Below are 26,163 nucleotides of genomic sequence, written 5' to 3'. Positions count from 1 at the left end.
AGAAACGACGCAACCCAAGGAAGGACCTGTCAACATGCGCGTTTATTACGACCGCGACGCGGATATCAACCTGATCAAGGGCAAGAAGGTCCTGATCGTCGGCTACGGCTCGCAGGGCCATGCGCATGCGCAGAACCTGCGTGATTCCGGCGTCAAGGACGTGGCGATCGCGCTGAAGGCCGACTCGGCCACGCGCAAGAAGGCCGAGGGCGCGGGCTTCACCGTCTACACCCCGTCCGAAGGCGCCAAGTGGGCCGATGTCGTGATGATGCTGACGCCGGACGAGCTCCAGGCCGACATCTACCGCGACGAGCTCGCCGCCAACATGAAGGAAGGCGCTGCGCTGCTCTTCGCGCACGGCCTCAACGTGCATTTCAACCTGATCGAGCCGCGCAAGGATCTCGACGTGCTGATGGTCGCGCCGAAGGGCCCGGGCCACACCGTCCGTTCCGAGTACGAGCGTGGCGGCGGCGTGCCGACCCTGATCGCCATCCACCAGGACGCGACCGGCAACGCCCATGATCTCGGCCTCTCCTACGCATCGGCCAATGGCGGCGGCCGCGCCGGCATCATCGAGACCACCTTCAAGGAAGAGTGCGAGACCGACCTGTTCGGCGAGCAGGTTGTGCTCTGCGGCGGCCTGGTCGAGCTGATCAAGGCCGGCTACGAGACGCTGACCGAGGCCGGCTATGCGCCTGAGATGGCCTATTTCGAGTGCCTGCACGAGGTGAAGCTGATCGTCGACCTGATCTACGAGGGCGGCATCGCCAACATGAACTACTCGATCTCGAACACGGCCGAGTATGGCGAGTACGTCACCGGTCCGCGCATCATCACCGCCGAGACCAAGGCCGAGATGAAGCGCGTGCTGACCGACATCCAGTCGGGCAAGTTCACCCGCGACTGGATGCTGGAGAACAAGGTCAACCAGACCTCGTTCAAGGCGACCCGCGCCCGCATGGCCTCCCACCCGATCGAGGAAGTCGGCGCCAAGCTGCGTGACATGATGCCCTGGATCAAGGCCAAGGCGCTGGTCGACAAGACCAAGAACTGAGGATCATACGCGGCTTCGCGAACTGATCCGGGAAGCCTCACAATCTGATTCAAGTCTGTACGACCTTGATTCAAGATGCTGAGCTTAGCTGTTGAGATGATTACTGAAACGGGCGCCGCGAGGCGCCCGTTTTTCTATGGCGCCGCCCCATGCTTCCCGCCGGGCGGAACAGTGCCGCGCTCCGGGGCGTTGATGCGCCAGACGAGATCGGGAGCTTGCGATGAACCAGGACGAATGGGGGCGGAACGGTTTGAACAACAGCGATCGGCGCAGACGCGGGATCGCACGGGCCGTTCCGCTGCCCGAGCATGATGCCGGCGACAGCCTCGCCCTCATGGTCCTGGTCATCAGCGCCGCGATCGCGGTCGTGGTCTGCACGATCGCCACGAACCTGTTCTGAGCGCCTTCGGGGCGTGAAAGGGGAGCGACATGACGGATGTCAAAGACCCGAGAGATGATCGGCTCGAACGGCTCAAAGGGGGCGATCCGATTCCGCCCCTCCGCGCTGACGACCACAGCGACGAGGATCCGGCAGTGGAGTCGCCCGTGGAGGCCCGGCAGGGCTTTCTGGACAGGCCTGTGCTGATGGTCCTCATCGGCGGTCTCGTCCTGGCGATGATCGCCTGGGGCGTGGTCGAATTGACCTACTAGGCATCGCGGGGCCGGCGAAAGAAGCCGGCCCATAGCTTTGCTCGCGCGAGCATTCCTTCTCACGAAAGGTCGCCGCTTCGCCCGCGAAAACTGCTATGATCGCGGCCGATCCGGAGACCAGTCGGACCTAACCGCAGGGAGGCGACGATGGGACCGATCAGACTGCTGGAATCGCCTTATGGTGCGCGGCTCGTGATGGCTGCATCTTTTGCCTTGGCGCTGGCGATCGTGCTGGGCCTGTTCAACGGGTGACGAGTTCGGCGAGACGGCCGGCGCCGTAGAGCAGGCCGAAGCCCCAGACGAAGGAAGCGATCCAGTTCGCGATCTGGAACTGGAGAAACGGCATGCTGACGATTCCAGCGACGATGGCGATGACGGCCCGCAATGGGCCGAAGAAATGGCCGATCAGGATGCTGGCGATGCCCCATTTCTCGAAGAAGGCATGGCCCCGCGCCAAGAGCTGGGGGTTGTCCTTGAACGGCCAGTGATGGTCGACCCTCGGACCCAGCACCTGGCCAGCCCAATAGGATATCCAGAAGCCGGACGCGGCACCGACAGAGGCCGCGAAGGCGAGTGGGCCGAGGTTCAGCCCCATCGCGCCTGCGGCTGCGCCGAAGGCTGTGAAGAACACCGTGGCCGGCACGATCCAGGACAGAACGGCGACACATTCCGCAAAAGCGACGAAGAAGACGATCGGCACCGCCCATTGCTGATTGACGCGCATGAACTCGACCAGATCCCGCATCAGGCTTTCGAGTTGCAGCATCACGTCGCGGTCTTCCTTCGTTTGGAGAGGCGTTGGCTTATCGCTGGCCCGGCATCCGGACGCAACTCTGCCCCACCAAAGGCGGGTTGCCTTCCCGGGCTGATCGCCTAGAGTTTTTCGCAAAGAGAAACGCGATGATGGCCGGCCCAAGCTGCGGCCACCAGGGAAACGATCCATGGATCTGCAACAGCGCCCCCCGTTCGAGACGGGGCAGGGCGTGTCCGCAACTGCATCGCCGGTGGCTGTGAGGCTCAGCGGGCTCGACATCACCTTCCATATCGGCGATCAGCGCTACAAGGCCGTGACCGGGATCGATCTTGCGGTCTCCGCCGGCGAATTCGTCTCGGTGGTCGGGCCGACCGGCTGTGGCAAATCGACCCTGCTCAACGCCGCGGCCGGGCTGCTGACGCCCTCGGCCGGCAAGGTCGAGATCTTCGGCAAGCCGCTTTCAGGGCTCAACGCCCGCGCCGGCTATCTTTTCCAGGCCGATGCGCTGATGCCGTGGAAGACGGCGCTGCAGAATGTCGCGGTGGCCCTGGAGCCGATGGGCGTGCCGGCCGCCGAGGCCAATGAGCGGGCGCGCGAATGGCTCGGCCGGGTCGGCCTGCGCGCCTTCGTCGACCGCTATCCGCATATGCTCTCGGGGGGGCAGCGCAAGCGTGTCGCGCTGGCGCAAATGCTGATCCGCAATCCCGAGATCCTGCTGATGGACGAGCCCTTTGGCCCGCTCGACGCCCAGACCCGCCAGATCATGGGCAACCTCCTGCTCGACCTCTGGTCGAAGGACCGCAAGGCGCTGATCTTCGTGACGCACGACCTCGAAGAGGCGATCGCGCTCTCCGACCGGGTCGTGGTGATGTCGGCCGGGCCCGCCGCCGGCATCGTCGCGGACTACAAGGTGCCGCTGCCGCGCCCGCGCGACATCGCGGAGATAAGGCTGGAAAAGGCCTTCCACGAGATCCATCGCGATATCTGGGCCTCGCTCAAGGTCGAGGTGCAGAAGGCCTATGCCATGGGCGAAGGCAAGGAACTGGTCGAGGGCAGCAACCGATGAACCGCCTCAAGCTCCTCGCCCTGCAAATGCTGGTGATGATCGTCTGCCTCGGCATCTGGCACGTCGTTACGGTCTATCCGCTGTTCGGCGAAACCAAGACGATCCAGTTCTTCTTCTCGACGCCGATCGACGTGCTGGCCCGGACCTTCAAGCAGCTCACCGGCAGCGATATCTACTACCATCTCGGCATCACCCTGACCGAGACGGTGCTCGCCTTCGTCATCGGCTCGGCCGCCGGCATCCTGTTCGGCTTCACCTTCGCTCGGAACGACCTGCTCGCCGCGGTGTTCGACCCCTATATCAAGGCCGCGAATGCGCTGCCCCGCGTCGTGCTGGCGCCGATCTTCGCGCTCTGGTTCGGCCTGGGCATCTGGTCGAAGGTGGCGCTCGGCTTCACGCTGGTCTTCTTCATCGTCTTCTTCAACGTCTACCAGGGCGTGCGCGAGGTCTCGCCGACCGTGCTGGCCAATGCCCGCATGCTCGGCATGAACGGGCGCCAGCTCTTTCGCCATGTGTACTGGCCCTCGGCGCTGACCTGGATGTTCTCCTCGCTGCACACCTCGGTCGGCTTCGCCCTGGTCGGTGCCGTGGTCGGCGAGTATCTCGGCTCCTCGGCGGGGCTCGGCTACAAGATCCACGAGGCCGAGAGTGTGTTCGACGTCACTGGCGTCTTTGCCGGCATGCTGATCCTGGCAATCTTCGTGATCGCGATCGACTCGGTCGTAACTCTGGTCGAGAAGCGTCTGCTGGTCTGGCGGCCGGGGCAGAGTTCGACGACCACGACATAAGTTTATCGACGCATTTCGGTCAGTGCCCTCTGCAGCGGCGCTGGCGAAACCTGGATCGGCCCCTCGAACGGCATGTCCATGTCGACGATCAGATAGATGGCGCCGCCGATCAGGGCGGCCGCCGCGACGAAATTCATCATGACGACCGCGTTTCTCGGGGCGCGGAATGCGATTGTGGCGAAGATCAGCACCAGCCAGGCGACGAGCATCAGGACGAGCGGTCTCGGCAGCGAGCCTTCAGCCTGCTCCACCAGGCTCCAGCGCAGCGCGAGCACCCTGCCATATTGCTGGCGCATGTCGTTCCAGATCGACACCTGGGGCTCGGCCGTCGGTTTCAGCGTCCTGAGCTCGCCGCCGACCTGGGTCAGCAATTGCTCGGCGGTCCGGTCGGACAAGGTACCGTCCGACGCCGTCCATGGGCCGCTCGACGCCCGCTCCGTATAGGCGACGAGGCGGTTGCGCGCGCCGTCCGCCTCCGGCCCGTACAGAACCAGAAGCTTGTCGAGCAGGATGAGATCGGTCGCGAAGCGGTGCACATCCTGATTGACCGCATCGAAGCGGGTTTTCGCCGAGGTGATCATCAGCCCGAGCACGAGGGAGGTCATCACGATGAAGATATTGGCGATCAGCCGCATCACAGTATGCGTGTCGCCTTGCCGTTGGTGCTCCGGCAGTCTTTGGTAGGAGAAGAGTGCGCCGAAAGAGGCTGCGATCAGGCACAGGAACACAAAGATCGCGATGCGGACTTCATTCATGACCGGTCCCCAGTCCTGCCATTTCAGCCGGTAGCCATGCGCGGATGCGCGGTGAGGTCGTCGATAGTCTTAAGTGGCGGATCGGATTCTTGCTCCCGCTCCGCGATCTCGCCTATTGTCCTCCCGAACGCGCCCGCCAGAAGCGCCCACATCGTCCAATCGGAGGAATGCTTACAATGTTACTGTCCCGTCGCGGCGCGCTGGCCGCGCTCGCCCTTTCGACTGCGCTCGGATTCTCCCCCTATGGCGCACTGGCCCAGACCGCCGAGAAGCCGAAGCTGACGCTCGGCGTCGGCGGCAAGCAGCTGCTCTATTACTTGCCGCTTACGATTGCCGAGAAGAAGGGTTTCTTCAAGGAGCAGGGGCTCGACGTCGAGATCAATGATTTCGGCGGTGGCGCCAAGTCGCTGCAGGCGCTCGTCGGCGGCTCGGTCGATGTCGTGACCGGCGCCTATGAGCACACGATCCGCATGCAGGCCAAGGGCCAGGATATTCGCGCCGTGATCGAGCTTGGCCGCTTCCCGGCCATCACCATCGCGGTGCGCAAGGACCTTGCCGACAAGGTCAAGTCCGCCGCGGATTTCAAGGGTCTCAAGATCGGCGTCACCGCGCCGGGTTCCTCGACCGCGCTCACCGCGCAATATGCCATGGTCAAGGCGGGCCTGAAGGCCGCCGACGCGCCGATCATCGGTGTCGGCGCCGGCGCGAGCGCGGTCGCCGCGATCAAGCAGAAACAGGTCGACGTGATCTCGCATCTTGACCCGGTGACCTCGAAGCTCGAGGCCGATGGCGACATCGTCTCGCTGATCGACACGCGGACCGAGGCGGGCACCAAGACGCTGTTCGGCGGCTCCAACCCGGCGGCCGTGCTCTATCTCAAGAACGATTTCGCCGAGAAGAACCCGGTGACCACCCAGAAGCTGGTCAATGCGCTCTACAAGTCGCTGAAATGGCTGGAGACGGCCAAGCCCGAGGATGTCGCCGACCTGGTGCCGGAAGAGTATCTGCTCGGCGACAAGCCGCTCTATCTGCGCGCGGTCAAGAATTCGCAGGAGAGCTATTCGCGCACCGGCGTCTCGACGCCGGACGGCATGAAGAGCATGTACGACTCGCTGAAGCTGCTCGATCCCGAGCTGACGAATTCCAATGTCGACCTGTCGAAGACCTTCATCGACACTTTCGCCAAGAAAGCAGCGGCAGGCTCGTAATCTCTCGACTCCCGGCGGAGTGCCGGTCACACTCAAGTCTCTGCAAGAGGAGAGGCGAGATGACCGAGCACTCCGCTATCAGGTCCTTGATCGAGAAAGCCTATGAGGCACGCGTCCAGGGCGACCTCGACGTGCTGATGACCTATTTCCATCCTGACTGCCGCTTCCAGCTCATGGGCGCGCCCGAGCGGGAGGAGATCTGCCGGCCGTTCGAGGGGTGCGAGGCCGTGCGCAAGACGATGTCGGACTTCATCGGCGTCTTCACCTTCTCGAATTTCGAGACGCTCGACATCGTCGTCGAAGGTGAGCGGGCGGCCTATCACTGGCGTGCCGATGTGACCTTCGTGCCGACCGGCCGCACCGAGCGGTTCCAGACGCTCGACCTGCTGAGTTTTGCCGATGGCAAGGTGCGCAGCATCGCACAGTTCACGGATACGGCCGGGCTTGCGCGCATCACGGCGGCAAGGACGAACTGAGCTCAATTTCTCACCGTGGCCATAGCCGCTTTTGCCTTGCGTGGGCGCGCAAGTCGCGCTTTCCGTTCTGCCGCTCGCAGCTGGACGATCGTAATTCGCGCCGGCTCAATATCTTGAGCAATGTGCGCATCGCAAAAGTGCGTGCCACTTTTGCGGAACATGCTCTAGGTTCGCCGCGTCCTTCTTCGTCTGAGGCCTGCCGCGCGTCATGAATATCCTCTCGATCCAGTCGCATGTCGCCTATGGCCATGTCGGCAATGCCTCTGCGGTCTTCCCGATGCAGCGCCTCGGGGTCGATGTCTGGCCGATCCACACGGTGCAATTCTCGAATCACACCGGCTACGGCGCCTGGAAAGGCCGGGTCTTCGATGGCGCTACGATCGATGAGGTGATGGAGGGCATCGCCGAGCGCGGCGTGCTGCCGACATGCGACGGCGTGCTCTCGGGCTATATGGGCTCGGCCGATATCGGCCATGCCATCCTCTCGGCGGTCGAGCGCGTGCGCGCGGCTAATCCCAAGGCGATGTATTGCTGCGATCCAGTGATCGGCGATGTCGGGCGCGGCATTTTCGTCCGGCCCGGCATTCCGGAATTCATGCGCGAGCAGGCGGTGCCGGCGGCCGATATCGTGACGCCCAATCAGTTCGAGCTCGAATTGCTCACCGATATCGAGGTCAAGACCATCTCGGATGCGCATCGCGCGGTCGAGACCCTGCGCGATGCCGGGCCCAAGGTCGTGCTCGTCACCTCGCTCGTCACCGAGGAGACGCCGGCCGACGCGATCGACCTCATGGCGGCTGATGCGCAGGGTGCCTATCGCGTGCGCACGCCCAAGCTCGACGTCAGCGTCAACGGTGCGGGCGATGCGATCGCGGCACTGTTCTTCGTACATTACCTGCGCGAGGGCTCCGCCGCCTCGGCGCTCGCCAAGGCCTCCTCCTCGGTATTCGGGCTGCTGAAGCGGACCAAGGAAGCGGGCTCGCGCGAGATCCTGACGGTCGCGGCGCAGGACGAGTTCGTAACGCCGTCGCAGGTGTTCGCGCCGGAAACGCTTTGAGCGGATGGCCGCGATGAAGCTGCGAGTCGGCACCTTCAATGTCGAGAACCTGCTGACGCGCCATCGCTTCGAGCCAGGCGGGCGCACCGACACGGCGGCGGCGATGTCGCTGTTCCATTTCCCGCGCGCCGACGAGCGCGACGCGGTCGAGCGCTCGCTCGCCGTGGCGCTGGAGGATGACAAGCGTCAGATGACGGCGCTCGCCATCGCCGAGGCGCAGGCCGATCTCTGGATGCTGCAGGAGGTCGACTCGCTCGCCAGCCTGCAGGCCTTCTTCGCCAATTACGTCCACCGGATCGCCGATCACCGCTACGGTCATTTCGCGCTGATCGACGGCAATGACCGGCGCAACATCGATATCGGCTTTGCGGCGCGGCGCGATCTGGTGACGCCGCAGGCGATCAAGTTCGCGTCGCACAAGGAGCTGAGCTTCGCCGAGGCGAATGTCTATGAGGGCACCCTGGCGCGGTTCGGCATCCGGCCGCATGACCGCGTCTTCGCGCGCGATTGCCTGGCGGTCGAGCTCGGGCTCGGCGACCGGCGGCTCACATTGTTCGGCTGCCATTTCAAGTCGATGAACAATGGTCGCGACGACGGCCGGGAAATGACGCTGCCGATCCGCCGGGCAGAGGCTCTGGCGGTGAAGCATCTCATCAAGGGCTGGTTCGGTCCCGGGTGGCGCGAGGCGAACTGGCTCGTGCTCGGCGATCTCAATGGCTATCGCATCGGCCTCGGACCGAAGGCGGAGCCGGTCGACGAGGGCGATAGCGGCATCGAGCCGCTGCTCGATGATTTCGCGGTCGACCCGATGGAGAGCCTGCCGCGGCATGAGCGCTGGACGCATTTCCGACGCTATTGGTCGGAAGAGCATGAGCAACTGATGGAGAGCCATATGCCGCTCGACCATATCCTGCTCTCGCCTGCGCTAGCCGCGGCCAATCCGCGGCCGCAGATGCAGATGATCCGGCGCGGGCTGCCCTATCGGGTGCCGCTCGATCCGCGCGAGCCCGATCGCTCGATGGCGCGGCTCGCGACCAGCGCCGACCGTTATCCGCGCGTCGGCTGGGACAGGCCGAAAGCCTCGGATCATTGCCCGCTGACCATCGACCTCACCATCCCTCAAAGCTGAGCAGATCGCCATGAGCCGCCGCTTCGCCACGCTCGATGTCTTCACCACCAGGCCGCATGCCGGCAATCCACTTGCCGTGGTGTTCGATTCCGACGGGCTCGATACCGAGGCGATGCAGGCGATTGCCCGCGAGTTCAACCTGTCTGAGACGGTCTTCGTCGCGCCGCCGGCCAATCCGACGAACAGCGCCTCGGTCCGCATCTTCACGCCAGCGGCAGAGCTCCCCTTCGCCGGGCATCCGACGGTTGGATCCGCCGTTCTGCTCGCCCTGCGCGCCGCCGCTGACGGTCGGGCTAGCGGCAGCCTCGTGCTCGAGGAGAAGGTCGGCCTCGTGCCCTGCACCGTCTCGGTGCAGGGAGCGCGCGCCGGCCGCGCCACCTTCAGCCTGCCGCGGCTGCCGGCGGAGATAGACCAGCCGGCCGGGGCGCCGCTGCTCGCCGAGGCGCTTGGCCTCGACGAGCGCGAGATCGGCTTCGATACGCATGTTCCCAGCATCTATTCCGCCGGCGTCGCCTTCACCCTCGTGCCGGTCTTCGGCTTGCAGGCGATGGGCCGGATCAGGCTCGATACCGGCCTCTGGCCGAAGGTGATGAAGCCGGAGGGCCATCCCAATGCCTTCGTCTATTGCCGGCAGACCCAGGATGCCGGGCACCATTATCACGCGCGCATGTTCGCGCCCTCGATGGGCATTCCCGAGGACCCGGCGACGGGCTCGGCGGTGGCGGCTTTCGCAGGAGCGGTGATGCGCTTCGACCAGCCCGAAGATGGCGAGCACGTCTTCGTCGTCGAGCAGGGCTATGAGATGTGCCGGCCCTCGCAGATCGAGCTGGGGCTGACGGTCGCGAGCGGCAAGCTGGTCGCGGCGCGTATCGGTGGCGCCGCCGTGGTCGTCAGCGAGGGGACGCTGCTCTAGCTATTTGTATCGACGCATTTTCGTCACGCGAACCGGGGCCACTACGCTCGAGAATGCTTCAGTGGTCGCGCCCTTTCGCCTTGAAGATGTCCTCGATATCGTTCACCGCTTCGACATAGCGCATGACGTTCTTCTGGTTATCGGCGGAGAGGGAGCGATAGATGGCCAGCAGGCGCTGCTCGTCGCTTTGCCTGGCACGGGGCGGATTTTGTGACTGCCCCTGTTCGCTGCGCTGCTTTTCGTCCTGATCGTGCACTTTGCTTTGCTCACCCGGCTTCACAGCCTGAAATACGCATAAGGTAGGGGGCTGGTTTCAGCCCGGCCTCGATTTTTGACGCTCCGATTTAGGCGAAAGGTTCGGCGATGACGACAGACAGGTCCACGAGCGGGGTGGAGAACAACAGCATTGTCGCGCTCGACCGTGTCGAGGCCAGGGTCGAGCCCTATGACTGGGTTTTCGCGCGCGAGAGCGAGCCGGAGATCGCGGCGCATTGGGCGAAGATCAGCGCCGGTAAGCCGGCCATGTTCAACGGCAGGGTGATGCTGCAGCATCGCGCCGCGATCGAGGATGGCGTCTGCCGGGCAGGCTATTTCGAGACCGACTATGCCGCCTTCATGAGCTGGCGCGATTTCGGCCATCCCGGCCCCGTCATCCGCAACGGCTTCGCCATGGCGGCGCTGCGCGCCGCGGACGGCGCTTTCCTGCTGGGGAAGATGGGCGAGCACACCGCCAATCCCGGCAAGATCTATTTTGCCGCTGGCACGCCCGATCGCGAGGATGTGCGGGATGATGGCAGCCTCGATCTCGCCGGCAGCGTCACGCGTGAGCTCTGCGAGGAGACCGGGCTGACGCTCGGCGAGATCGATGTCGAGGACAGGTGGACGGCGGTGATCCTGGAGGGACGCATCGCCTTCATGCGCCCCGTCTCGGTGCGTCTGCCGGCGGATGAAGCGCGCGCGTTGATGCTCTCGCGCATGGCCGAGCAGGAGGAGCCGGAGCTGTCCGACATCGTCGTCCTCCGCACGCTCGCCGAGTGCGAGAGCTACGATTTGCCGCCCTTCATGCGGCGTTATCTCGCCCATATCTACGACCAGAACTGAACCGCCGCCTCCTTCCCGGGAAGACCTCCGATGACCGCCCCCGAAGCCCTCGACCTGCCCGAGTCCAATCCGTTCTCCCGTGTCTGGGAGACCCCGTTCAAGCTGCCGCCCTTCGCCGAGATCACGCCCGAGCATATCCGGCCGGCTTTCGAGGCAGCCCTCGCCAAGCACAGGGCGGAGATCGCGGCGATCGTCGCCGATCCGGCCAAGCCCGATTTCGCCAATACGATCGAGGCAATGGAGAAGGCGGGCAGGGGGCTCAGCCGCGTCGGCGGCGTGTTCTACAATCTGACCGGCGCCCATACCAACGAGGCGCTGCAGGCGATCGAGCGCGAGATGTCGCCGATCGCCTCGCGGCACTGGTCGGCGATCATGATGGACCCGGCGCTGTTCGCCCGCGTCGAGCGTGTCTACGAGCGGCGTGAGGCGCTGCATCTCGATCCCGAGCAGATGCGCCTGCTGGAGCGCAGCTATCGCGGCTTCGTGCGCTCCGGCGCGCGGCTCGGCCCGGCCGACAAGACGCGGCTCGCCGCGATCAACGAGCGCCTGGCGGCGCTCGGCACGCAGTTCAGCCAGAATGTGCTGGGCGATGAATCCTCCTACGCCCTGATCCTCGACGAGGCGGAGAAGCTCGCCGGCCTGCCACCCTTCCTGCTCGCGGCGATGGCGCGCGCGGCGGCTGACCGTGGTCATGAGGGCAAGCATGCGGTGACGCTGTCGCGCTCGATCATCGAGCCATTCCTGACCTTCTCGACGCGGCGCGACCTGCGCGAGGAAGCCTTCATTGCCTGGAGCAAGCGCGGCGAGCATGTCGGCAAGACCGATAATCGTCGCCTCGTCGCCGAGATGGTGAAGCTGAGGGCCGAGAAGGCGAACCTGCTCGGCTTCAAGACCTTCGCGCATTTCAAGCTCGACGACTGCATGGCGAAGACGCCGGAGAACGTGCGCGAGCTGCTCGAGCTGGTCTGGACGCCGGCCAAGGCGCGTGCCGCGCAAGAGGCCGCGGATCTCGCCGCCATGGCACAGGACGAGGGCGAGAACGGGCCGATCCGCCCCTGGGACTGGCGCCATTACGCCGAGAAGGTGCGCCAGCAGACCTACGCGCTCGACGAAGCCGTGCTGAAGCCCTACCTCCAGCTCGACCGCGTCATCGCCGCGGCCTTCGACACGGCGGGCAGGCTCTTCGGCCTCGCCTTCGAGGAGAAGGCGGAGCTGGCCGGCTATCACCCCGATGTCCGGTTCTGGGAGGTCACGGAGGCGGCGAGCGGCCGGCATATCGGCCTCTTCGTCGGCGACTATTTCGCGCGGCCCTCGAAGCGCTCAGGCGCCTGGATGAGCGCCTTCCGCGGCCAGCGCAAGCTCGGCGGCGAGATCCGGCCGATCATCGTCAATGTCTGCAATTTCGCGAAGCCTGAGGAAGGCAAGCCGGCGCTGCTCTCGCTCGACGATGCGCGCACGCTCTTCCACGAGTTCGGCCATGCCCTGCACGGGCTGCTCTCGGACGTGACCTATGGCTCGCTCGCGGGTACGGCCGTCTCGCGCGATTTCGTCGAGCTGCCCTCGCAGCTCTATGAGCACTGGTTCCTGACGAAGGAGGTGATGCAGCGCTTTTGCCTGCATGCCGAGACCGGTGAGCCGATCCCGCAGGCGCTGATCGACAAGATCAGGCAGGCCCAGACCTTCAACCAGGGCTTCGCCACCGTGGAATACACCTCCTCGGCGCTGGTCGATCTCGCCTTCCATTCGCTGGAGAAGCCCGATGGGCTCGACCCGATCGCCTTCGAGGCCGCCGAGCTCGCGCGACTCGGCATGCCCGAGGAGATCATCATGCGCCACCGCACGCCGCATTTCACCCATGTCTTCTCGGGCGACGGCTATTCGGCCGGCTATTACAGCTATCTCTGGTCGGAGGTAATGGATGCCGACGCGTTCAACGCCTTCATCGAGGCCGGCGACGTTTTCGCGCCGGAGGTGGCGGGCAAGCTGAAGCGCTACATCTATTCGGCCGGCGACACGCGCGATGCGGCCGAGGCCTACACGCTGTTCCGCGGCCGGCTGCCGACGCCGGATGCGCTGCTGGAGAAGCGGGGGCTGGCGGCTTAAGGCGCCGCCGTCATGCTCGGGTCAAGCCCGGGCATGACGAGCATTCACGGATAGCCGAACTTCGTCCGCGTCGCGCGGATCTGGCTGATCGCGCCGCCGTCGTTGCCGGCCGAGCAGGTCGTGCGCGCACGCGAAATCTCGGCGCTGACGCGATCATGCACGCTTTTGGTGGTGTGGCCGGTCTGGAGATCGTTGTCGATGATCGCCTGGAAGCGTTCGACCTCGCCGGAGCAGCCGCCACCGGTCGGCATGTGGAAGGTGTTCGGCGTCACGCCTGTCGGGGCGCTTTCCGGCGGGGGCGCGGGCGGCGGACCGGCAGTCTGGCAGGCGGCGAGCAGGAGACCGGAGATGATAAGGGCAGGAGTTGAGCGCATCGCGGCGGCTCCGATCAGGATCAGGCGGCGCGACCATGACCGATTCTGGTGCAAGCGCCAAACCCCCGATTATCGCCACAGGCTCGACATGCTGTGCGCCGACAACTCGCCCCGCATCGCCACAGAGAGGCACGCGCTTCCATGACTGAACCGACCACGACCGAACTCGCGATCTTCGCCGACTACTTCCAATTCTACATCCAGGACGAGTCGGCCAACGAGGATTTTGGCGACAGATGGACCGAGGAGGCGATCGACCGGTTGCTTGCAGTCGGACAGTTCTCCGTCGGCATCGGCACGGCGCGCAACATGACAGTCCCGGTCGTGCTCTCGATCCATGGCGATGCGCCGGCCGAGGATTTCGCTGAATGGGACATGGTCAACGAGTGCTCGATCAGCATTCGCTCGGACACGCTCGTCATCATGGGCTGCACCGACCATCTGCCGGATGCGCCGCGGGTTCCGCTGGCTTCGGGAACCTATCGCGTGCGCGTGTCCTATTCCGGTCTCGACAGCTTGAGCGAGGACGGGCTCGAGGGGGATGACTTCTACCGGCTCCAGCTTTGGCCGGCGCCGCCGGCCGAACTTGCTGTGCGCAAGGCCCGGACCGTCGCGGCCGGTTGAGCAGCGGCCTCACTCGGCGATGTGCAGGCGCATCGCCACCAGCGTCAGCAACCCGGCCGCGGTGGCCGCGAACCAGATCGCGTCGAGCCCGATCGCGCCATGTGCAGCCGCGCCGAGCACCGCCCCGCAGAGCAGGCCGAGCCAGAGCACGAAATGGCGCAGCCAGGCGGTGCGCGAGCCGCCGAGCATCGCGCCGGCGATACGCTGGCCCATCTTGACCAGCGTGCCGGTCATATAGGTCAGCCCGATCGTGACCTCGCCGTCGCGCTGGAACACGGCGTTCTCCATGCCCATCGCCACGGCAAGCAGGCCGACGCCGAGCGTGCTGTAGCCTCGCGTGTCGAGCAGCGCCGACAGGAGCAGGCACAGCGTCACGCTGGCGAGCACGGCCGGCGCGCGGCGCTTGCCGCCGGCATGGCCGACGAGCGAGCCGAGGACCACGCCGCAGACGAACAGCGCCAGGATGCCGCCGGCCAGGAAGATGCCGCCGGCATGGCGGCCGGCGAGCTCGATGCCGAGCCGCGTCGTGTTGCCGGTCATGAAGGAGACGAAGAAGCCGCCAAGGCTGATGAAGCCAAGCGCGTCGACATAGCCGGCCAGGCAAGACAGGCAAACCGCGAACCCGATCGCGCGGCGATCGTAGCGCATCATCTCGGCTTCTCCCCAGGCGGCGACTGCTTCCGATTGCCCGGCTCGGGCAATGATTGCAATCGCCGCCGGGTGGATACCTGCAAGTCGCGGGCCTGGCCCGCCTCAGGCCGGCTGCGCGAGGCCGTAGGATTCGATCAGGTCGAGGTCGAGCCGGGTCTGTTCCGGCGGCGCCTCGCAGCGCGCGCCGATACCGTCCGCATAGGCCTTGAAGCTGGCGAGTTCGGTCACCACACCCGCGTCGTCGGCCTGCATGTTCACGAACAGGTGGACGAAATGCGCGCCGCTGCGGAACAGCGCATAGCTGACATGTTCGGGCGCCTTCTCCCGCAATTCGGTGAAGACGGCGCGCGAGAGCCTTTCGTTCTCCTCGTCCTGGCCCGGCTTGGTCGTATAGCGAACCATTGTCACTCTTGGCATTGTCTCGATCCTCGTTGTCGCGGCGAGGGAATTCGCACCGCTGCAACCAAGGACGGCCGGGCACGCCAAAAAGATTCGCGGAGTTTTCCTCGGAGGCAGGAATTTCTCGGAGGGGGAATCTTTTTGCTCCTGCCGCGCGTCTTTGATGTCTGAACCCCGCCGCTCGGCGGCTCAACGACTGGATCGCGAGTGACCATGCCAAGTCAGGTCGAGATGAATCATCTCATGGTGGAGCTGCGGCCGCGCCTCCATCGCTATTGCGCCCGCATGATCGGCTCGGCGATCGATGGCGAGGATCTGGTCCAGGAAACCCTGGCGCGGGCGGCTGCGGCGCTTCCGGGCGCCGGCCTGATCGAGCGGCCGGAGAGCTGGCTGTTCCGGATCGCGCATAATGTCGCGATCGACGCCTTGCGGGCGCGACGACGGCAGGCCGCGCTCGCAAGCGAGGCCGAAGCGGGCGATGCCGTCGGCGAAAGCAGCCCGGCGGATGCGCGGGTCGCCGCAGCCGCGAGCCTTGCGACTTTCCTGCTGCTGCCGCCCACGCCGCGCTCGAGCGTGCTTCTCGTCGACGTCCTCGGCCATTCGGCGGTCGAGACGGCCGAGATTCTCGGGATCAACGTCGCCGCCGTGAAGGCCGGGCTGCATCGCGGCCGTGGCCGGCTGCGCGAGATCGTCGAAATGCCCGCCGAACCGCCACGCTTCGACAAGGCGGAGAAGCTGCGGTTGCGGGCCTATGCCGACAGCTTCAACGCCCGCGATTTCGACAGGCTGCGCGGTCTGCTGGCCGAAGACGTCAAGCTCGACCTGGTGAACCGCCTCAGCCTCGCCGGCCGCAAGGATGTCTCGGTCTATTTCGGCCGCTACGATGCGGTCTTCGACTGGCATGTCGCGGTCGGCCTGGCGGAAGGCCGCCCGGCGCTGCTCTTCCGCGATCCGGCCGATAGCGAGGGGCGCATCGGCCATATCGTCCTGCTCAGCTGGGCCGAGGGGCAGATCACCGGGATCCGCGACTTCAAGTTCGCGGGTTATGTGATGGAGGGGCTGGTGATCGGCGAATTGTAACTGCGCCGAGCCGGCTTGCATCGGCCCCGCTCTTTCGGTTACACCCTTTCGCAATTCGCAGAGGAAACGCCGTGGCCGCATTCGCCACCCATGCCGAGAGCCTGTCCCGCGCCATCGCGCGGCCGGCCCGCATGCGCGCTCCTCTTGGCCTTGGTCAGCTTCTTCTCCTTAGCCGCCCCTGAGGGCCGGCCGGGCATGCATGCCTGGGCGCTCAGGGGAGTGACGGAACCCGACCTTCAGACCTTCCGCGCCGGCAAGACAGACAAGCGGCGCGTTCCGAGCCAAGGAACAAGAGCATGACCACTGCAGGAAACGCCAAGGACCGCGTCCTGATCTTCGACACGACGCTGCGCGACGGCGAGCAATGTCCGGGCGCCACGATGACCTTCGAGGAGAAGCTGGAAGTCGCCGACGTGCTCGACGCGATGGGCGTCGACATCATCGAGGCGGGCTTCCCGATCGCCTCCGACGGCGATTTCGAGGCGGTGTCCGAGATCGCCCGGCGGATCAAGCGCGCGACCGTCGCCGGCCTCGCCCGCGCCATCAGCATCGATATCGCGCGGGCCGGCGAGGCCGTTCGCCATGCCGTGAAACCGCGCATCCACACCTTTGTCTCGACCTCGCCGATCCATCTGGCGCATCAGATGCGCAAGACCGAGGACGAGGTCATCGAGATCATCACCAAGACCGTCACCCAGGCGCGCAACCTGGTCGAGGATGTCGAATGGTCGGCGATGGATGCGACCCGCACCCCGATCGACTATCTCTGCCGCGCTGTCGAGACCGCGATCAAGGCCGGTGCGACGACGATCAACCTGCCCGACACGGTCGGCTACGCCACGCCGGATGAGTACCGCGACATGTTCCGGCAGATCCGCGAGCGTGTGCCCAATGCCGACAAGGCGATCTTCTCGGTGCATTGCCATAATGATCTCGGCCTCGCCGTCGCGAATTCACTGGCGGGCATCGAGGGCGGTGCACGCCAGGTCGAGTGCACGATCAACGGTATCGGCGAGCGCGCCGGCAATGCGGCGCTGGAAGAGGTGGTGATGGCGCTGCGGGTACGCGGCGACGTGCTGCCCTATGATACCGGCATCGACGCCACCATGCTGACCCGCGCCTCCAAGGCGGTCGCGACGGCCTGCTCCTTCCCGGTGCAGTACAACAAGGCGATCGTCGGCCGGAACGCCTTCGCCCATGAGAGCGGCATCCATCAGGACGGCATGCTCAAGCACCAGCAGACCTACGAGATCATGACCCCGGCCTCGGTCGGCGTCACCAAGACCTCGCTGGTGATGGGCAAGCATTCCGGCCGCGCCGCCTTCCGCTCCAAGCTGAAGGACATGGGCTACGATCTCGGCGACAACCAGCTGGAAGACGCCTTCACCCGCTTCAAGGCGCTCGCCGACCGCAAGAAGCACGTCTATGACGAGGATATCGAGGCGCTGGTCGACGAAAATATCGCCTCCGCTCATGACCGGGTGAAGCTGGTCTCGCTGACCGTGATCGCCGGCACGCGGGGCCCGCAGCGCGCCACGATGAAGCTCGATGTCGATGGCCGCATCGTCACCGAGGAGGCCGAGGGCAACGGCCCGGTCGATGCCGTCTTCAACGCCATCAAGGCGGTCGTGCCGCATGAGGCGGTGCTGGAGCTCTATCAGGTCCATGCCGTGACCGAGGGCACCGATGCGCAGGCCGAGGTCTCGGTCCGGCTCGCGAGCGAGGGCGGTGCTGCCGTGACCGGCCGCGGCGCCGATCCCGACACGCTGGTCTCCTCGGCCAAGGCCTATCTCAGCGCGCTCAACAAGCTGATCGCGCGCGGCGTGCGGGTGCATCCGCAGGCGGCGGAGTAAGGCACCGCCGGCGGGCCCACGCTGGCTATACCGTTGTAGCTCCGGCCTATATGATTCACGTATCGGAAGTTGTGGTTCTTCCGTGTGGATGGCGCCGGGGCTGGGGATGGTTTTAAGGGCGTTGTTGTGGCCGACCGTGATTGCGGTCGGCCTCTTCATGAGTGCAGGGCGAGCTGCCGCCGAGCTGCGCGCATCGACTGCCGACAGGCTGTCGGAGCTGGTCGAGCGCTGCGGATCCGACGTGGTCGCTCCCGCCGAGCGAATGGTGGCCTGCGACCAGGCCCTCGCCATGGAGGCGCGGCGGTTTCACAGAGCGACGCTGCTGGCGATGCGTGGTTGGCAGAAGCGGGAGGCAGGACGACTGCCGGGCGCATTGCGGGATTTCGAGGCCGCACTGAAGATCGCGCCGTCTGCGTATTCCGCGCAAAGAGGGCAGGCGGTGGTCCTTTCGGACCTCGGTCGCTACGAAGAGGCCTTGAAGCTCCTGGCAGGCTTGCTCGCCACCGACGAGACGAATGCGACACTCTATGCAGATCGCGGCATCGTGCATATGCGCGCCGGACGGGACGAAAAAGCACTTTCCGACTTCGCTGCGGCGCTGACGCTCAGGCCGGCCGATACGCATATCCGGTGGCTTCGGGGCCGGCTGGCAACGATCAGCGGCAACTACGATCTGGCACTGGCCGATTTCGATGCGCTCCTCCAGGCTGAGCCGCAGAACGCCAGCTACATGCATTATCGTGGCCTGGCGAAAGGCAGCAAGGACGACAACCGCGGCGCGATATCGGATTTCAACCGTGCGCTTGCATTGGACCCGACTGCTGTCGGCTCCTGGTTCGAGCGCGGCAAGGCGTTCGAACGCCTAGGCGAGAATATGCGCGCCCTGCGCTCCTACGACATGGGCCTGAAGCTGGCCCCCAAGCATAGGGATATGCTGTTCCGCCGCGCTTATGTGCTGGTCATGCTCAACCGCTACGATGAGGCGATAAAGACCTATGGCGAGACCATAGCGGCCGATGAAAAGCTTTCCTCCATACCCTATGGCAATCGGGCCTGGCTGCTTATCGAAAAAGGGCGCTACGACGAAGCGATAAAGGACGTGCAGCGGGCATTGCACGGCAGCCCCAAGAATGCGCAAGCCTTCTATGTTCGTGGAGTTGCGCAGTTTCATCGCGACAACGTTGCCGCTGCGCTGCGTGACATCGATCGCGCTCTCACCCTGGGGCGCGAGAGAACCGTCTCCGTGGTCAATTACCGTGGCCGCGTCTTACTCAGGATGAAGCGGTATCGTGAGGCTGCGGCAGAGTTTGACGAGGTCGTCAGGCGCGACCCAAAGGCGCTCTATGGCTACTATAATCGCGCGCTTGCGGCAGAGGGCATGCAGCGCTGGGACGAGGCCCTGCAGCTTTACATCAAGGCCCTGGAGGTCGAGCCCGGAGAGGCCGATTCCGTTCGCAAGCGCAACGAGATGCTCGTCAAGCTCGGCCGGGAGGTTGAGATGTGGCGGCTGCGCTTGGCGGAGACGGTGCAGGGCTGGCGGCAAGCAGCCTCGTCATCGACCGCCCGACGAGGCGAGCCGGCGCCGCAGCCCCCGCGCGCAGATCAATTACGCTCCCTCGATGCCACGCTCGAACTCGACCCCTACGACGTCGAGGCACGTTTGAGGCGAGCTGGGCTGCTCGCGGAAGATGCTGAAAAGCACGCGCAGGGATTAGCCGATCTCGACTGGATTTTGACGCGAGAGCCTGGTCATATCGACGCGCTGCGCCAGCGAGCGGCCTTCCACTACGCCGAGAAGCGCTTCGAAGACGCGAGCAGGGACACTGAGCAGGTCATCGCGAAATCCCCGAAAGACAAGATCGCCATGTTCTGGCGAGCATTGTCGGCGACTGCGCTTGGCCGACGGTCGGATGCCATTGCTGACTATAACACGATCATTTCGCTCGATCCCCGGATGAAGGAAGCACGGGTCAATCGAGCCATGCTCTTTCTAGGGGAGAGGCAATTCGAGGCCGCAGCTCTCGATTGCGAGGAGGCGGTCCAACTGAGGCCGGGCGACTTTGATTCATGGTATTGCCGCGGGACTGTCAAATGGAGACAAGGTCAGCCGTTAGAAGCTCTTGTCGATTTGCAGGAGGCGCTGCGCTTAAATCCTGATTCACAAAACCTCATCGTCGATCTCGCAAATTTACTGTTTAAGCAGGGGCGTTACGGGGCTGCGACCGCTCTTCTCTCAAAGATAATCAAAAAAGGTGCCGCGAACGCCGATATTTGGAATAGCAACTGTTTCTATCGGGCTGTTGCCGGCGATCTCGAAGGAACAATGAGTGACTGCGACGAAGCGCTTCGGCTCGATCCGAGTGGCGCATACATCTATGACAGTCGGGCATTTCTATTTTTTCGGCAAGACGACCTCGATGCAGCCTTGGCCGACTTCGACAAGGCCGTTTCGATCGATCCGAATCTTGCTCATTCGCAATTTGGGCGAGGCCTGTTGCTCAAACGAAAGGGTGAACTGGCCGCCGCTGCGGCTGCTTTCGCAAAGGCACGTGAGCTCGACCCCTTGGTCGATATTCGCTACCTCGGATATGGAGTCCGACCGTAGCGCGATCATTTCAACGAAAGACTCTATTACACCGGCCAGCCCTTGTCCTTCTTGATCGTCGAAAGCACGAAGGACGAGCGCATATCCGCGACGCCGGGAAGCGTCAGCAGACGCTGCATCGCGAATTCGCCATAGGCCTCGATATTGCCGGCGACGATATGGACCAGAAGGTCGCATTCGCCGGTCATGGCGTGGCAGGAGATCACCTCCTCGAAGGATTGCAGCTTGGCGATCAGGCGCGTGCGCCAATCCGGATCGGACTGCGCCAGCTTGACGAAGGCATAGGCCTCGACGCCATGGCCGAGCGCGCGGCGGTCGATCTCGGCGCGGTAGCCGGTGATGACGCCATCCTCCTCCAGCGCCTTCAACCGTCGCAGGCAGGGGGAGGCGGCCATGCCGATCTCGTCGGCTAGCGCGGCATTGGTGATGCGTCCATCGCGCTGGAGCGCGCGCAGGATACGGCGGTCGGTCTCGTCGAGCCCGGATGGCTGTAACTGCGAATGGGTCATGATCGGACCTTGTTTTGAGATATTGGGTCCTATCCTGCCAAAATAGGACATTCGCGACAAGAAATAGTCAGGACATGACCTGGGTCTGGGCGGACCATCTCGTAAACTCGGGAGGTTGTGCCATGTCCGATCCTTTCCTGCGTTCCGGCCTGAGGCCGGATGAGATTCCAGCCGATTTCGTCGTCGACCAGCGCTTCGAGGCCTATTCCCCCGCCGACCATGAGACCTGGTCGCGGTTGCACCGTCGCCAGGCCGAACTGCTGCGTGGCCGTGTCTGCGACGAGTATTTCGAGGGGCTCGACGCGCTTGGCATCGCCGCTGACGGCATTCCTAATTTTCGGGCGCTCAATCGCGTGCTCGAGCGGGCAACCGGCTGGCAGGTCGTCGCCGTGCCCGGGTTGGTGCCCGACCGCGTGTTCTTCACGCATCTGGCCGAGCGGCGCTTTCCGGCCGGGTTCTGGATCAGGCGGCCCGAGGAATTCGACTACATCGAGGAGCCCGACATCTTCCACGACATCTTCGGCCATGTGCCGCTGCTGATGAACCGCTCCTACGCCGATTTCGTCGCGGCCTATGGCGCGGCGGGTTTGAGGCTGACCGAGCCGGACGATCTCGCCCGCCTGGCGCGGCTCTACTGGTACAGCGTCGAATTCGGGCTGATCGAGACAAATGCCGGCCTGCGTATCTTCGGCGCCGGCATCGCCTCCTCGCCGGGCGAGACGATCTTCGCGCTGGAGAGCACATCGCCGAACCGGATCGGCTTCGACACAACGCGCGTCATGCGCACGCGCTACCGCATCGACGATTACCAGCAGAGCTATTTCGTGCTGCCCGGCTTCGATGCGATGCCCGAGCTCGACGAGGCCCCGCTCTCCGCGGCGATGGCAGCGGCTCGGGCGCAATCCGAGCTCGGTCCGGAGGCCGTGCTTTCCGGCGACCGTCTCCTGCATCGCGGCGAAGGCACGCATCACCAGCCGCCGCAGCAGCCGCTCGTCGCGTGAGCGCGTTCTGGCGCCCGTTCGTGCGCTTTTTCGGTGGATGATTGCGGTGCCCCGCTTAACGCGGGGCGCGATCCTTGCCTCTATCGCCCCAAGGGCTGCCTCCCGCGGCCGGGTTGGGGAGTTGGGCGATGGGCTATTTTCCGAATTGGACCCTGAAGACCTCCGGCGCCGTGATGCCGGACGAGCGGCTGCCGACCGGGCAGACCTTCATCGCCGGCCTGCAACATGTCGTCGCCATGTTCGGCGCGACCGTGCTGGCGCCGGTGCTGATGGGCTTCGATCCAAATGTCGCGATCTTCTTTTCGGGCATCGCGACACTGCTGTTCTTCGTGATCACGCGCGGGCAATTGCCGAGCTATCTCGGCTCCTCCTTCGCCTTCATCGGCGTGGTGATCGCAGCGACCGGCTATGCCGGCTCTGGCCCCAACGCCAACATCGCCGTGGCGCTCGGCGGCATCATCGCCTGCGGCGCGCTCTATTTCCTGATCGGGCTGGTCGTCCAGGCTGTCGGCACCGCCTGGATCGAGAAACTCCTGCCGCCGGTGGTCACAGGCGCTGTCGTCGCCGCGATCGGTCTCAACCTGACCGCGGTCGCGATGAACATGATCTCGGCCAGCGCCTATACCAAATGGATCGCGCTGCTGACGGTCGTCGCCGTGGCTCTGGTCGCGGTCTATGGGCGGGGCCTCGCCCAGCGGCTGCCGGTGCTGATCGGTGGGCTCGCGGCCTATATCCTCTATGCGCTGACCGCTTCGTCCTTCGGCGCACCTCCGATCGATTTCGGCAAGATCGGCGCGGCAGCCTGGTTCGGCCTGCCGAATTTCATCGCGCCGATCTTCGACGCCAGGGCGATGGCGCTGATCGCGCCGGTGGCGATCATCCTGGTCGCGGAGAATCTCGGGCACATCAAGGGCATCTCCGTGATGACCGGGCGCAATCTCGATCCGTTGATCGGCCGCGGCTTCATGGCGGACGGGCTCGCGACCATGATCGCCGGCTCGGGCGGCGGCACCGGCGTCACCACCTATGCCGAGAACATGGGCGTCATGGCGGTGACGCGGGTCTATTCCACGCTGGTCTTCGTCGCGGCCGGCCTCATTGCGCTCGCCCTCGGCTTCTCGCCCAAGTTCGGTGCCGTGATCGGAACGATTCCCGTCGCGGTGCTCGGCGGCCTCGCCATCGTCGTCTTCGGGCTCATCGCCGCGACGGCGGGGCGAATCTGGGTGGAGAACAAGGTCGATTTCTCCGAACCGAAGAATCTGCTGACCGTTGCGGCCGCGCTGATCCTCGGGGCCGGCGATCTCAAGCTGCCGATTTTCGGCTTCGAGCTCGGCGGCATCGGCACGGCCACGTTCGGCGCGATCGCGCTTTATCACCTCCTGAATCGCAAGGCGGCGTGAGGCTTTTTCGCAGCCGCGAAAAGAAATGTTCCCGGCTGCATATTTCTGTTGCAAACGGGGTGGACAGGGCAGGGGGTGTTTGCTACATCGCCGGCCTGCCTGACGCGGACACGCAACGGCGACGTCTTCGTGGCGTATGGGTGATTAGCTCAGTTGGTAGAGCAGCTGACTCTTAATCAGCGGGTCGTAGGTTCGAGCCCTACATCACCCACCACGGAAACCTCAGGAAAACCAGTTCTGTAGCGGGAAGCCTGGCCGCCTGGGGCCCGGGCGGCGCACGGGTTCCTGCACCTCGTCCCGCAACCTTCATCGTCCGGTCATGGCCGGTCATCCATGTTCGGTTCACCTTCGCGGGCGTAGCTTCCTTGACGCCGGGGAGTGGAACAATACGAGTCCGCTCCCGTTGGATAATGGCCCGCCACGGGCCAAAAGGATGGGATTGCCATGATACGTAAGACGCTCATTGCCAGCATGTTCGGTGCCTTCGCTCTCGCCGGTATTGGCATTGGCGCCCCCTCTCAGGCACGCGCGGACGCCTTGCCTGCCGGCATTGCTCACCAGCTCGACAGGCAGGATGTTGAGTTCACCATGACCGCCGCCAAGGAGCGCCGGCTGATGATGATGAACAGTCTGAATCGGCAGCAGCGCTACGGGCGCGGCGGCTATGGCCGCCCCGGTTACGGATATAACAGAGGTTACGGGTATGGCCGCGGCTATGGCCGTGGTGGCTATGTCAGGCCGCAAACCGGACCCGGCGGACGCTATATCTATACGCCCGGTCGTGGCGTTCGCCCCTATCCGTACTGATTGAGAAACCTGCCAGCGCAGGCCAGTTTCGAGACAGCCGCGGCCGATGCCGCGGCTGTCTTTTTTGATGCAGTTGGATCGTCGGCTTTTTCCGAGAGCCGCAATCCACTTCTGGGCCGATGATCAACCAGCAGCGGCCAGGGCGGCGATGACGCCCGTGATGCTGTTGATCAGCAGGAACTGATTGTCGACCCTGACCCAGCGCTGGCCGCGGCCGGGCGTCCGCAAATGGTAGCGGTGGTAGCCGCCGACGACGTTGCGGCGATAGCTCGAGGGCAGGGAGCGGCCGGCAGCCCAGCGCGACTGCTTGACCACAACGACCTTCTTCACCACCACGGGCTTCTGGACATGACGCTTCTGGACATGGACCGGGCCGTGATGAGCCGGGCGATGCGGCTGCTGTGCGAAAGCAGCGGCGGGGACGGCCAGCAACGAAATGGCCAGCGCGGCAATGGCAATCGAGATTTTCATAGAATGTCTCCCGAGGTGATCGATAGTTCATCTTTGCAATTCTCAATTAAATGAAAGATGAATGCCGAAATTAATCTTTCGTAATCTGATATTCATCCCGGTGACGATGTAATCGCTCCCGACGCGTTTGAGCGCCTGTCACCTCTTGCCAATCCAGCGAGGCTGCAGCCTATTGCGGGCGGAGCCGCGCCCGACAGCCGGTTCCATCTACGGAAGCCCGCGCATGAACGACTTGATGTTTGAGCTGGACCTGATCCTGAAACTGCTGGCGGGGTTGCTCGCCGGGGTTGCCATCGGCTGGGAGCGGACGCTCAAGCACAAGAGCGCCGGTCTGCGCACCTTCGCTCTTGTCGGGCTCGGCACGGCGGCTGCCACTGCGGTCTTCACCGACCCGTTTCATCCGGATGCAGCGAGCCGCGTGATGCAAGGTATCCTGACCGGGATCGGCTTCCTGGGGGCGGGCGTGATCATCCGGCGCGAGCAGGACGGGATGCCGCATGGATTGACGACCGCAGCGGCGATCTGGGTGACCGCCGCGCTCGGCTGTTCGGCCGGGATGGGCCATTGGCGGGTCACGCTGACCGCCACGGTGCTGGCCCTCCTGCTGCTGCTGATCAATCACTCGGTCGAGCGCTGGATCCAGGGCAAGGAGGCCAGGAAGCGTCATACCTTGGGCGGCAGCGAGCCACGCTCGAAGACCGGGACCGATTCCGACGACCCTGCTGGGTCCTGACCGGTCGGAATATCCTCGGCGGCCTGGCGGATCGCTTCCTCGGACTCGGTCAACCCGTCCACGGTATCGTTGGCGTCGCTGCCCGCATCATGCGGCTTGGTCCGCTCGGTGGCTTGCGGCCGGTCCGGAACCTGGTTTTCCAGTTCGGGCCGTGCCGCCTCGCCCTTGATCCGTTCGTCAAGCAGGGCTGGGTTCTCGCGGGGGGTGTCGGGCTTGTCCATGGCATGTGCTCCTCTGCGAGGGTTCCTTGAACCAAGCCATCAGCCCCGGCATTGTTCCGCGGGGTAAATCCGGCGCGAACCATCCTCGCCACGCTGCGTTGATCCAGCGACAGAGGAGAGAGTTGATGAGCGTGACGATGATGCCAGGGGTGCCGCAACCGCCGCCGGAGCCACCGCCGGAAGCGCCGCCGCTGACGCCTGGCGAGGTGCCACCGGCGCCGCCGGTCGAGTCGCCACCGGACGAGGAGCCGATCGGGGTCCCGCGCGACCCGCCATCGGAGCTGCCGCCGAACGCACCGCCGCCCAAGACGCCGCCGGCGAGCCCCTATGACCTTCCGCCCGGCCGGCCGCCGCGTGAGCCGAACGAGCACCGCGCCTGA

Annotated in this window: 30 protein-coding genes and 1 tRNA gene; 22 read left to right on the top strand and 9 right to left on the bottom strand. The window is 64.8% G+C overall.

All coding sequences use genetic code 11. From position 1 onward, the window contains the following. The first annotated feature begins 34 nt into the window (after positions 1-34). The 3 genes from ilvC (at position 35) to EV560_RS29995 (ending at position 1,705) form a co-directional block, all read left to right on the top strand. Entirely contained in the window at positions 35-1,054 is a 1,020-nt protein-coding gene (gene ilvC / locus EV560_RS30005; RefSeq protein ID WP_131859527.1) for a ketol-acid reductoisomerase, read from the top strand. Between the two features lie 220 nt (positions 1,055-1,274). Beyond that, on the top strand, positions 1,275-1,454 hold the full coding sequence (locus EV560_RS30000; protein ID WP_131859526.1) for a hypothetical protein: 180 nt from the start codon (positions 1,275-1,277) through the stop codon (positions 1,452-1,454). Positions 1,455-1,483: 29 nt separating this feature from the next. After that, positions 1,484-1,705 (top strand): hypothetical protein, encoded by a 222-nt coding sequence (locus EV560_RS29995; RefSeq protein WP_131859525.1) that lies wholly within the window; start codon positions 1,484-1,486, stop codon positions 1,703-1,705. Between the two features lie 241 nt (positions 1,706-1,946). Here the strand turns inward: EV560_RS29995 and EV560_RS29990 are convergent, their stop codons facing one another. Beyond that, the gene (locus EV560_RS29990; protein WP_248312283.1) at positions 1,947-2,471 is read right to left on the bottom strand and encodes a DedA family protein; all 525 of its coding nucleotides are present in this window, start codon (positions 2,469-2,471) and stop codon (positions 1,947-1,949) included. 175 nt (positions 2,472-2,646) lie between these two features. On the opposite strand from EV560_RS29990, the gene EV560_RS29985 reads away from it, so the two are divergent. Both EV560_RS29985 and EV560_RS29980 read left to right on the top strand, forming a co-directional pair. After that, complete coding sequence (locus EV560_RS29985) at positions 2,647-3,525, top strand: ABC transporter ATP-binding protein (RefSeq protein WP_131859524.1); 879 nt, start codon at positions 2,647-2,649, stop codon at positions 3,523-3,525. Next, a complete protein-coding gene (locus tag EV560_RS29980) occupies positions 3,522-4,313 on the top strand; it encodes an ABC transporter permease (protein ID WP_131859523.1) in 792 nt (263 codons plus the stop codon). The genes EV560_RS29985 and EV560_RS29980 overlap by 4 nt, the downstream gene beginning before the upstream one ends. 2 nt (positions 4,314-4,315) lie before the next feature. On the opposite strand, the gene EV560_RS29975 is transcribed toward EV560_RS29980, so the two are convergent. Further along, on the bottom strand, positions 4,316-5,068 hold the full coding sequence (locus tag EV560_RS29975; RefSeq protein WP_131859522.1) for a bestrophin-like domain: 753 nt from the start codon (positions 5,066-5,068) through the stop codon (positions 4,316-4,318). A gap of 182 nt (positions 5,069-5,250) precedes the next feature. On the opposite strand from EV560_RS29975, the gene EV560_RS29970 reads away from it, so the two are divergent. The 5 genes from EV560_RS29970 to EV560_RS29950 all read left to right on the top strand — a co-directional run bounded on the left by EV560_RS29970 (position 5,251) and on the right by EV560_RS29950 (position 9,851). Beyond that, complete coding sequence (locus EV560_RS29970) at positions 5,251-6,276, top strand: ABC transporter substrate-binding protein (RefSeq protein WP_465247057.1); 1,026 nt, start codon at positions 5,251-5,253, stop codon at positions 6,274-6,276. Between the two features lie 59 nt (positions 6,277-6,335). Then, on the top strand, positions 6,336-6,752 hold the full coding sequence (locus tag EV560_RS29965) for a nuclear transport factor 2 family protein (RefSeq protein WP_131859520.1): 417 nt from the start codon (positions 6,336-6,338) through the stop codon (positions 6,750-6,752). A 208-nt stretch (positions 6,753-6,960) separates the two neighbouring features. Then, positions 6,961-7,809, top strand: coding sequence for a pyridoxal kinase PdxY (gene pdxY / locus EV560_RS29960; RefSeq protein ID WP_131859519.1), 849 nt, complete (start codon positions 6,961-6,963; stop codon positions 7,807-7,809). A 13-nt stretch (positions 7,810-7,822) separates the two neighbouring features. Beyond that, positions 7,823-8,938, top strand: a complete 1,116-nt coding sequence (locus EV560_RS29955) for an endonuclease/exonuclease/phosphatase family protein (protein WP_131859518.1) — start codon at positions 7,823-7,825, stop codon at positions 8,936-8,938. Positions 8,939-8,948: 10 nt separating this feature from the next. Then, positions 8,949-9,851, top strand: a complete 903-nt coding sequence (locus EV560_RS29950) for a PhzF family phenazine biosynthesis protein (protein ID WP_131859517.1) — start codon at positions 8,949-8,951, stop codon at positions 9,849-9,851. A 58-nt stretch (positions 9,852-9,909) separates the two neighbouring features. Here EV560_RS29950 and EV560_RS29945 read toward each other — a convergent pair whose 3' ends face one another. After that, complete coding sequence (locus tag EV560_RS29945; RefSeq protein ID WP_131859516.1) at positions 9,910-10,107, bottom strand: hypothetical protein; 198 nt, start codon at positions 10,105-10,107, stop codon at positions 9,910-9,912. Between the two features lie 107 nt (positions 10,108-10,214). Here EV560_RS29945 and EV560_RS29940 point away from each other — a divergent pair, with 107 nt between their 5' ends. Then, a complete protein-coding gene (locus EV560_RS29940) occupies positions 10,215-10,952 on the top strand; it encodes an NUDIX hydrolase (RefSeq protein ID WP_131859515.1) in 738 nt (245 codons plus the stop codon). A gap of 30 nt (positions 10,953-10,982) precedes the next feature. Next, entirely contained in the window at positions 10,983-13,055 is a 2,073-nt protein-coding gene (locus tag EV560_RS29935) for a M3 family metallopeptidase (protein ID WP_131859514.1), read from the top strand. A 44-nt stretch (positions 13,056-13,099) separates the two neighbouring features. Here the strand turns inward: EV560_RS29935 and EV560_RS29930 are convergent, their stop codons facing one another. Then, positions 13,100-13,429 (bottom strand): hypothetical protein, encoded by a 330-nt coding sequence (locus tag EV560_RS29930; protein WP_131859513.1) that lies wholly within the window; start codon positions 13,427-13,429, stop codon positions 13,100-13,102. Positions 13,430-13,570: 141 nt separating this feature from the next. Between EV560_RS29930 and EV560_RS29925 the strand changes: the two genes are divergently transcribed. Next, complete coding sequence (locus EV560_RS29925) at positions 13,571-14,053, top strand: hypothetical protein (protein WP_131859512.1); 483 nt, start codon at positions 13,571-13,573, stop codon at positions 14,051-14,053. Positions 14,054-14,062: 9 nt separating this feature from the next. Here the strand turns inward: EV560_RS29925 and EV560_RS29920 are convergent, their stop codons facing one another. Then, positions 14,063-14,704 (bottom strand): YoaK family protein, encoded by a 642-nt coding sequence (locus tag EV560_RS29920; protein WP_131859511.1) that lies wholly within the window; start codon positions 14,702-14,704, stop codon positions 14,063-14,065. A gap of 102 nt (positions 14,705-14,806) precedes the next feature. Further along, entirely contained in the window at positions 14,807-15,121 is a 315-nt protein-coding gene (locus EV560_RS29915) for a hypothetical protein (protein ID WP_131859510.1), read from the bottom strand. Positions 15,122-15,316: 195 nt separating this feature from the next. On the opposite strand from EV560_RS29915, the gene EV560_RS29910 reads away from it, so the two are divergent. From EV560_RS29910 to EV560_RS29900, 3 genes are all read left to right on the top strand, one after another. Next, positions 15,317-16,183 (top strand): RNA polymerase sigma factor, encoded by an 867-nt coding sequence (locus EV560_RS29910; protein ID WP_131859701.1) that lies wholly within the window; start codon positions 15,317-15,319, stop codon positions 16,181-16,183. Between the two features lie 296 nt (positions 16,184-16,479). Beyond that, complete coding sequence (locus tag EV560_RS29905; protein ID WP_131859509.1) at positions 16,480-18,036, top strand: 2-isopropylmalate synthase; 1,557 nt, start codon at positions 16,480-16,482, stop codon at positions 18,034-18,036. 88 nt (positions 18,037-18,124) lie between these two features. Continuing rightward, positions 18,125-20,641 (top strand): tetratricopeptide repeat protein, encoded by a 2,517-nt coding sequence (locus EV560_RS29900; RefSeq protein WP_131859508.1) that lies wholly within the window; start codon positions 18,125-18,127, stop codon positions 20,639-20,641. 26 nt (positions 20,642-20,667) lie between these two features. Here EV560_RS29900 and EV560_RS29895 read toward each other — a convergent pair whose 3' ends face one another. Beyond that, positions 20,668-21,150 (bottom strand): Lrp/AsnC family transcriptional regulator, encoded by a 483-nt coding sequence (locus EV560_RS29895; protein WP_165923709.1) that lies wholly within the window; start codon positions 21,148-21,150, stop codon positions 20,668-20,670. 122 nt (positions 21,151-21,272) lie between these two features. Here EV560_RS29895 and phhA point away from each other — a divergent pair, with 122 nt between their 5' ends. The 4 genes from phhA to EV560_RS29875 all read left to right on the top strand — a co-directional run bounded on the left by phhA (position 21,273) and on the right by EV560_RS29875 (position 24,358). Further along, entirely contained in the window at positions 21,273-22,151 is an 879-nt protein-coding gene (phhA, locus tag EV560_RS29890; protein WP_131859506.1) for a phenylalanine 4-monooxygenase, read from the top strand. Between the two features lie 128 nt (positions 22,152-22,279). Next, complete coding sequence (locus tag EV560_RS29885; protein WP_131859505.1) at positions 22,280-23,551, top strand: solute carrier family 23 protein; 1,272 nt, start codon at positions 22,280-22,282, stop codon at positions 23,549-23,551. Positions 23,552-23,689: 138 nt separating this feature from the next. Beyond that, positions 23,690-23,765 (top strand) — tRNA-Lys (locus tag EV560_RS29880). A 230-nt stretch (positions 23,766-23,995) separates the two neighbouring features. Further along, positions 23,996-24,358 carry a hypothetical protein gene (locus EV560_RS29875; RefSeq protein ID WP_131859504.1) on the top strand — a complete coding sequence of 121 codons (363 nt, stop codon included), beginning with the start codon at positions 23,996-23,998 and terminating at the stop codon, positions 24,356-24,358. 123 nt (positions 24,359-24,481) lie between these two features. Here the strand turns inward: EV560_RS29875 and EV560_RS29870 are convergent, their stop codons facing one another. Continuing rightward, entirely contained in the window at positions 24,482-24,829 is a 348-nt protein-coding gene (locus tag EV560_RS29870) for an RcnB family protein (protein WP_131859503.1), read from the bottom strand. Between the two features lie 223 nt (positions 24,830-25,052). On the opposite strand from EV560_RS29870, the gene EV560_RS29865 reads away from it, so the two are divergent. Then, entirely contained in the window at positions 25,053-25,562 is a 510-nt protein-coding gene (locus EV560_RS29865) for an MgtC/SapB family protein (RefSeq protein ID WP_131859502.1), read from the top strand. On the opposite strand, the gene EV560_RS29860 is transcribed toward EV560_RS29865, so the two are convergent. Further along, on the bottom strand, positions 25,493-25,783 hold the full coding sequence (locus EV560_RS29860) for a hypothetical protein (RefSeq protein ID WP_131859501.1): 291 nt from the start codon (positions 25,781-25,783) through the stop codon (positions 25,493-25,495). The two genes, EV560_RS29865 and EV560_RS29860, sit on opposite strands and share 70 nt — an antisense overlap. A 125-nt stretch (positions 25,784-25,908) precedes the next feature. Between EV560_RS29860 and EV560_RS29855 the strand changes: the two genes are divergently transcribed. Next, a complete protein-coding gene (locus EV560_RS29855; RefSeq protein ID WP_131859500.1) occupies positions 25,909-26,163 on the top strand; it encodes a hypothetical protein in 255 nt (84 codons plus the stop codon).

It is taken from the genome of Allobosea sp. BK604 (assembly GCF_004341515.1).
Lineage (GTDB): Bacteria > Pseudomonadota > Alphaproteobacteria > Rhizobiales > Beijerinckiaceae > Allobosea.
Note: the sequence above shows the minus strand (reverse complement) of the source record. Positions and strands in the feature narration are given on the sequence as shown.

Bases quoted from the DNA above. Each gene is read 5' to 3' on its own strand.
- ilvC (WP_131859527.1), top strand. From the start codon at position 35: ATGCGCGTTTATTACGACCGCGACGCGGATATCAACCTGATCAAGGGC.
- EV560_RS30000 (WP_131859526.1), top strand. From the start codon at position 1,275: ATGAACCAGGACGAATGGGGGCGGAACGGTTTGAACAACAGCGATCGG.
- EV560_RS29995 (WP_131859525.1), top strand. From the start codon at position 1,484: ATGACGGATGTCAAAGACCCGAGAGATGATCGGCTCGAACGGCTCAAA.
- EV560_RS29990 (WP_248312283.1), bottom strand. From the start codon at position 2,471: ATGCTGCAACTCGAAAGCCTGATGCGGGATCTGGTCGAGTTCATGCGC.
- EV560_RS29985 (WP_131859524.1), top strand. From the start codon at position 2,647: ATGGATCTGCAACAGCGCCCCCCGTTCGAGACGGGGCAGGGCGTGTCC.
- EV560_RS29980 (WP_131859523.1), top strand. From the start codon at position 3,522: ATGAACCGCCTCAAGCTCCTCGCCCTGCAAATGCTGGTGATGATCGTC.
- EV560_RS29975 (WP_131859522.1), bottom strand. From the start codon at position 5,068: ATGAATGAAGTCCGCATCGCGATCTTTGTGTTCCTGTGCCTGATCGCA.
- EV560_RS29965 (WP_131859520.1), top strand. From the start codon at position 6,336: ATGACCGAGCACTCCGCTATCAGGTCCTTGATCGAGAAAGCCTATGAG.
- pdxY (WP_131859519.1), top strand. From the start codon at position 6,961: ATGAATATCCTCTCGATCCAGTCGCATGTCGCCTATGGCCATGTCGGC.
- EV560_RS29955 (WP_131859518.1), top strand. From the start codon at position 7,823: ATGAAGCTGCGAGTCGGCACCTTCAATGTCGAGAACCTGCTGACGCGC.
- EV560_RS29950 (WP_131859517.1), top strand. From the start codon at position 8,949: ATGAGCCGCCGCTTCGCCACGCTCGATGTCTTCACCACCAGGCCGCAT.
- EV560_RS29940 (WP_131859515.1), top strand. From the start codon at position 10,215: ATGACGACAGACAGGTCCACGAGCGGGGTGGAGAACAACAGCATTGTC.
- EV560_RS29935 (WP_131859514.1), top strand. From the start codon at position 10,983: ATGACCGCCCCCGAAGCCCTCGACCTGCCCGAGTCCAATCCGTTCTCC.
- EV560_RS29930 (WP_131859513.1), bottom strand. From the start codon at position 13,429: ATGCGCTCAACTCCTGCCCTTATCATCTCCGGTCTCCTGCTCGCCGCC.
- EV560_RS29925 (WP_131859512.1), top strand. From the start codon at position 13,571: ATGACTGAACCGACCACGACCGAACTCGCGATCTTCGCCGACTACTTC.
- EV560_RS29920 (WP_131859511.1), bottom strand. From the start codon at position 14,704: ATGATGCGCTACGATCGCCGCGCGATCGGGTTCGCGGTTTGCCTGTCT.
- EV560_RS29915 (WP_131859510.1), bottom strand. From the start codon at position 15,121: ATGCCAAGAGTGACAATGGTTCGCTATACGACCAAGCCGGGCCAGGAC.
- EV560_RS29910 (WP_131859701.1), top strand. From the start codon at position 15,317: ATGCCAAGTCAGGTCGAGATGAATCATCTCATGGTGGAGCTGCGGCCG.
- EV560_RS29905 (WP_131859509.1), top strand. From the start codon at position 16,480: ATGACCACTGCAGGAAACGCCAAGGACCGCGTCCTGATCTTCGACACG.
- EV560_RS29900 (WP_131859508.1), top strand. From the start codon at position 18,125: ATGGCGCCGGGGCTGGGGATGGTTTTAAGGGCGTTGTTGTGGCCGACC.
- EV560_RS29895 (WP_165923709.1), bottom strand. From the start codon at position 21,150: ATGACCCATTCGCAGTTACAGCCATCCGGGCTCGACGAGACCGACCGC.
- phhA (WP_131859506.1), top strand. From the start codon at position 21,273: ATGTCCGATCCTTTCCTGCGTTCCGGCCTGAGGCCGGATGAGATTCCA.
- EV560_RS29885 (WP_131859505.1), top strand. From the start codon at position 22,280: ATGGGCTATTTTCCGAATTGGACCCTGAAGACCTCCGGCGCCGTGATG.
- EV560_RS29875 (WP_131859504.1), top strand. From the start codon at position 23,996: ATGATACGTAAGACGCTCATTGCCAGCATGTTCGGTGCCTTCGCTCTC.
- EV560_RS29870 (WP_131859503.1), bottom strand. From the start codon at position 24,829: ATGAAAATCTCGATTGCCATTGCCGCGCTGGCCATTTCGTTGCTGGCC.
- EV560_RS29865 (WP_131859502.1), top strand. From the start codon at position 25,053: ATGAACGACTTGATGTTTGAGCTGGACCTGATCCTGAAACTGCTGGCG.
- EV560_RS29860 (WP_131859501.1), bottom strand. From the start codon at position 25,783: ATGGACAAGCCCGACACCCCCCGCGAGAACCCAGCCCTGCTTGACGAA.
- EV560_RS29855 (WP_131859500.1), top strand. From the start codon at position 25,909: ATGAGCGTGACGATGATGCCAGGGGTGCCGCAACCGCCGCCGGAGCCA.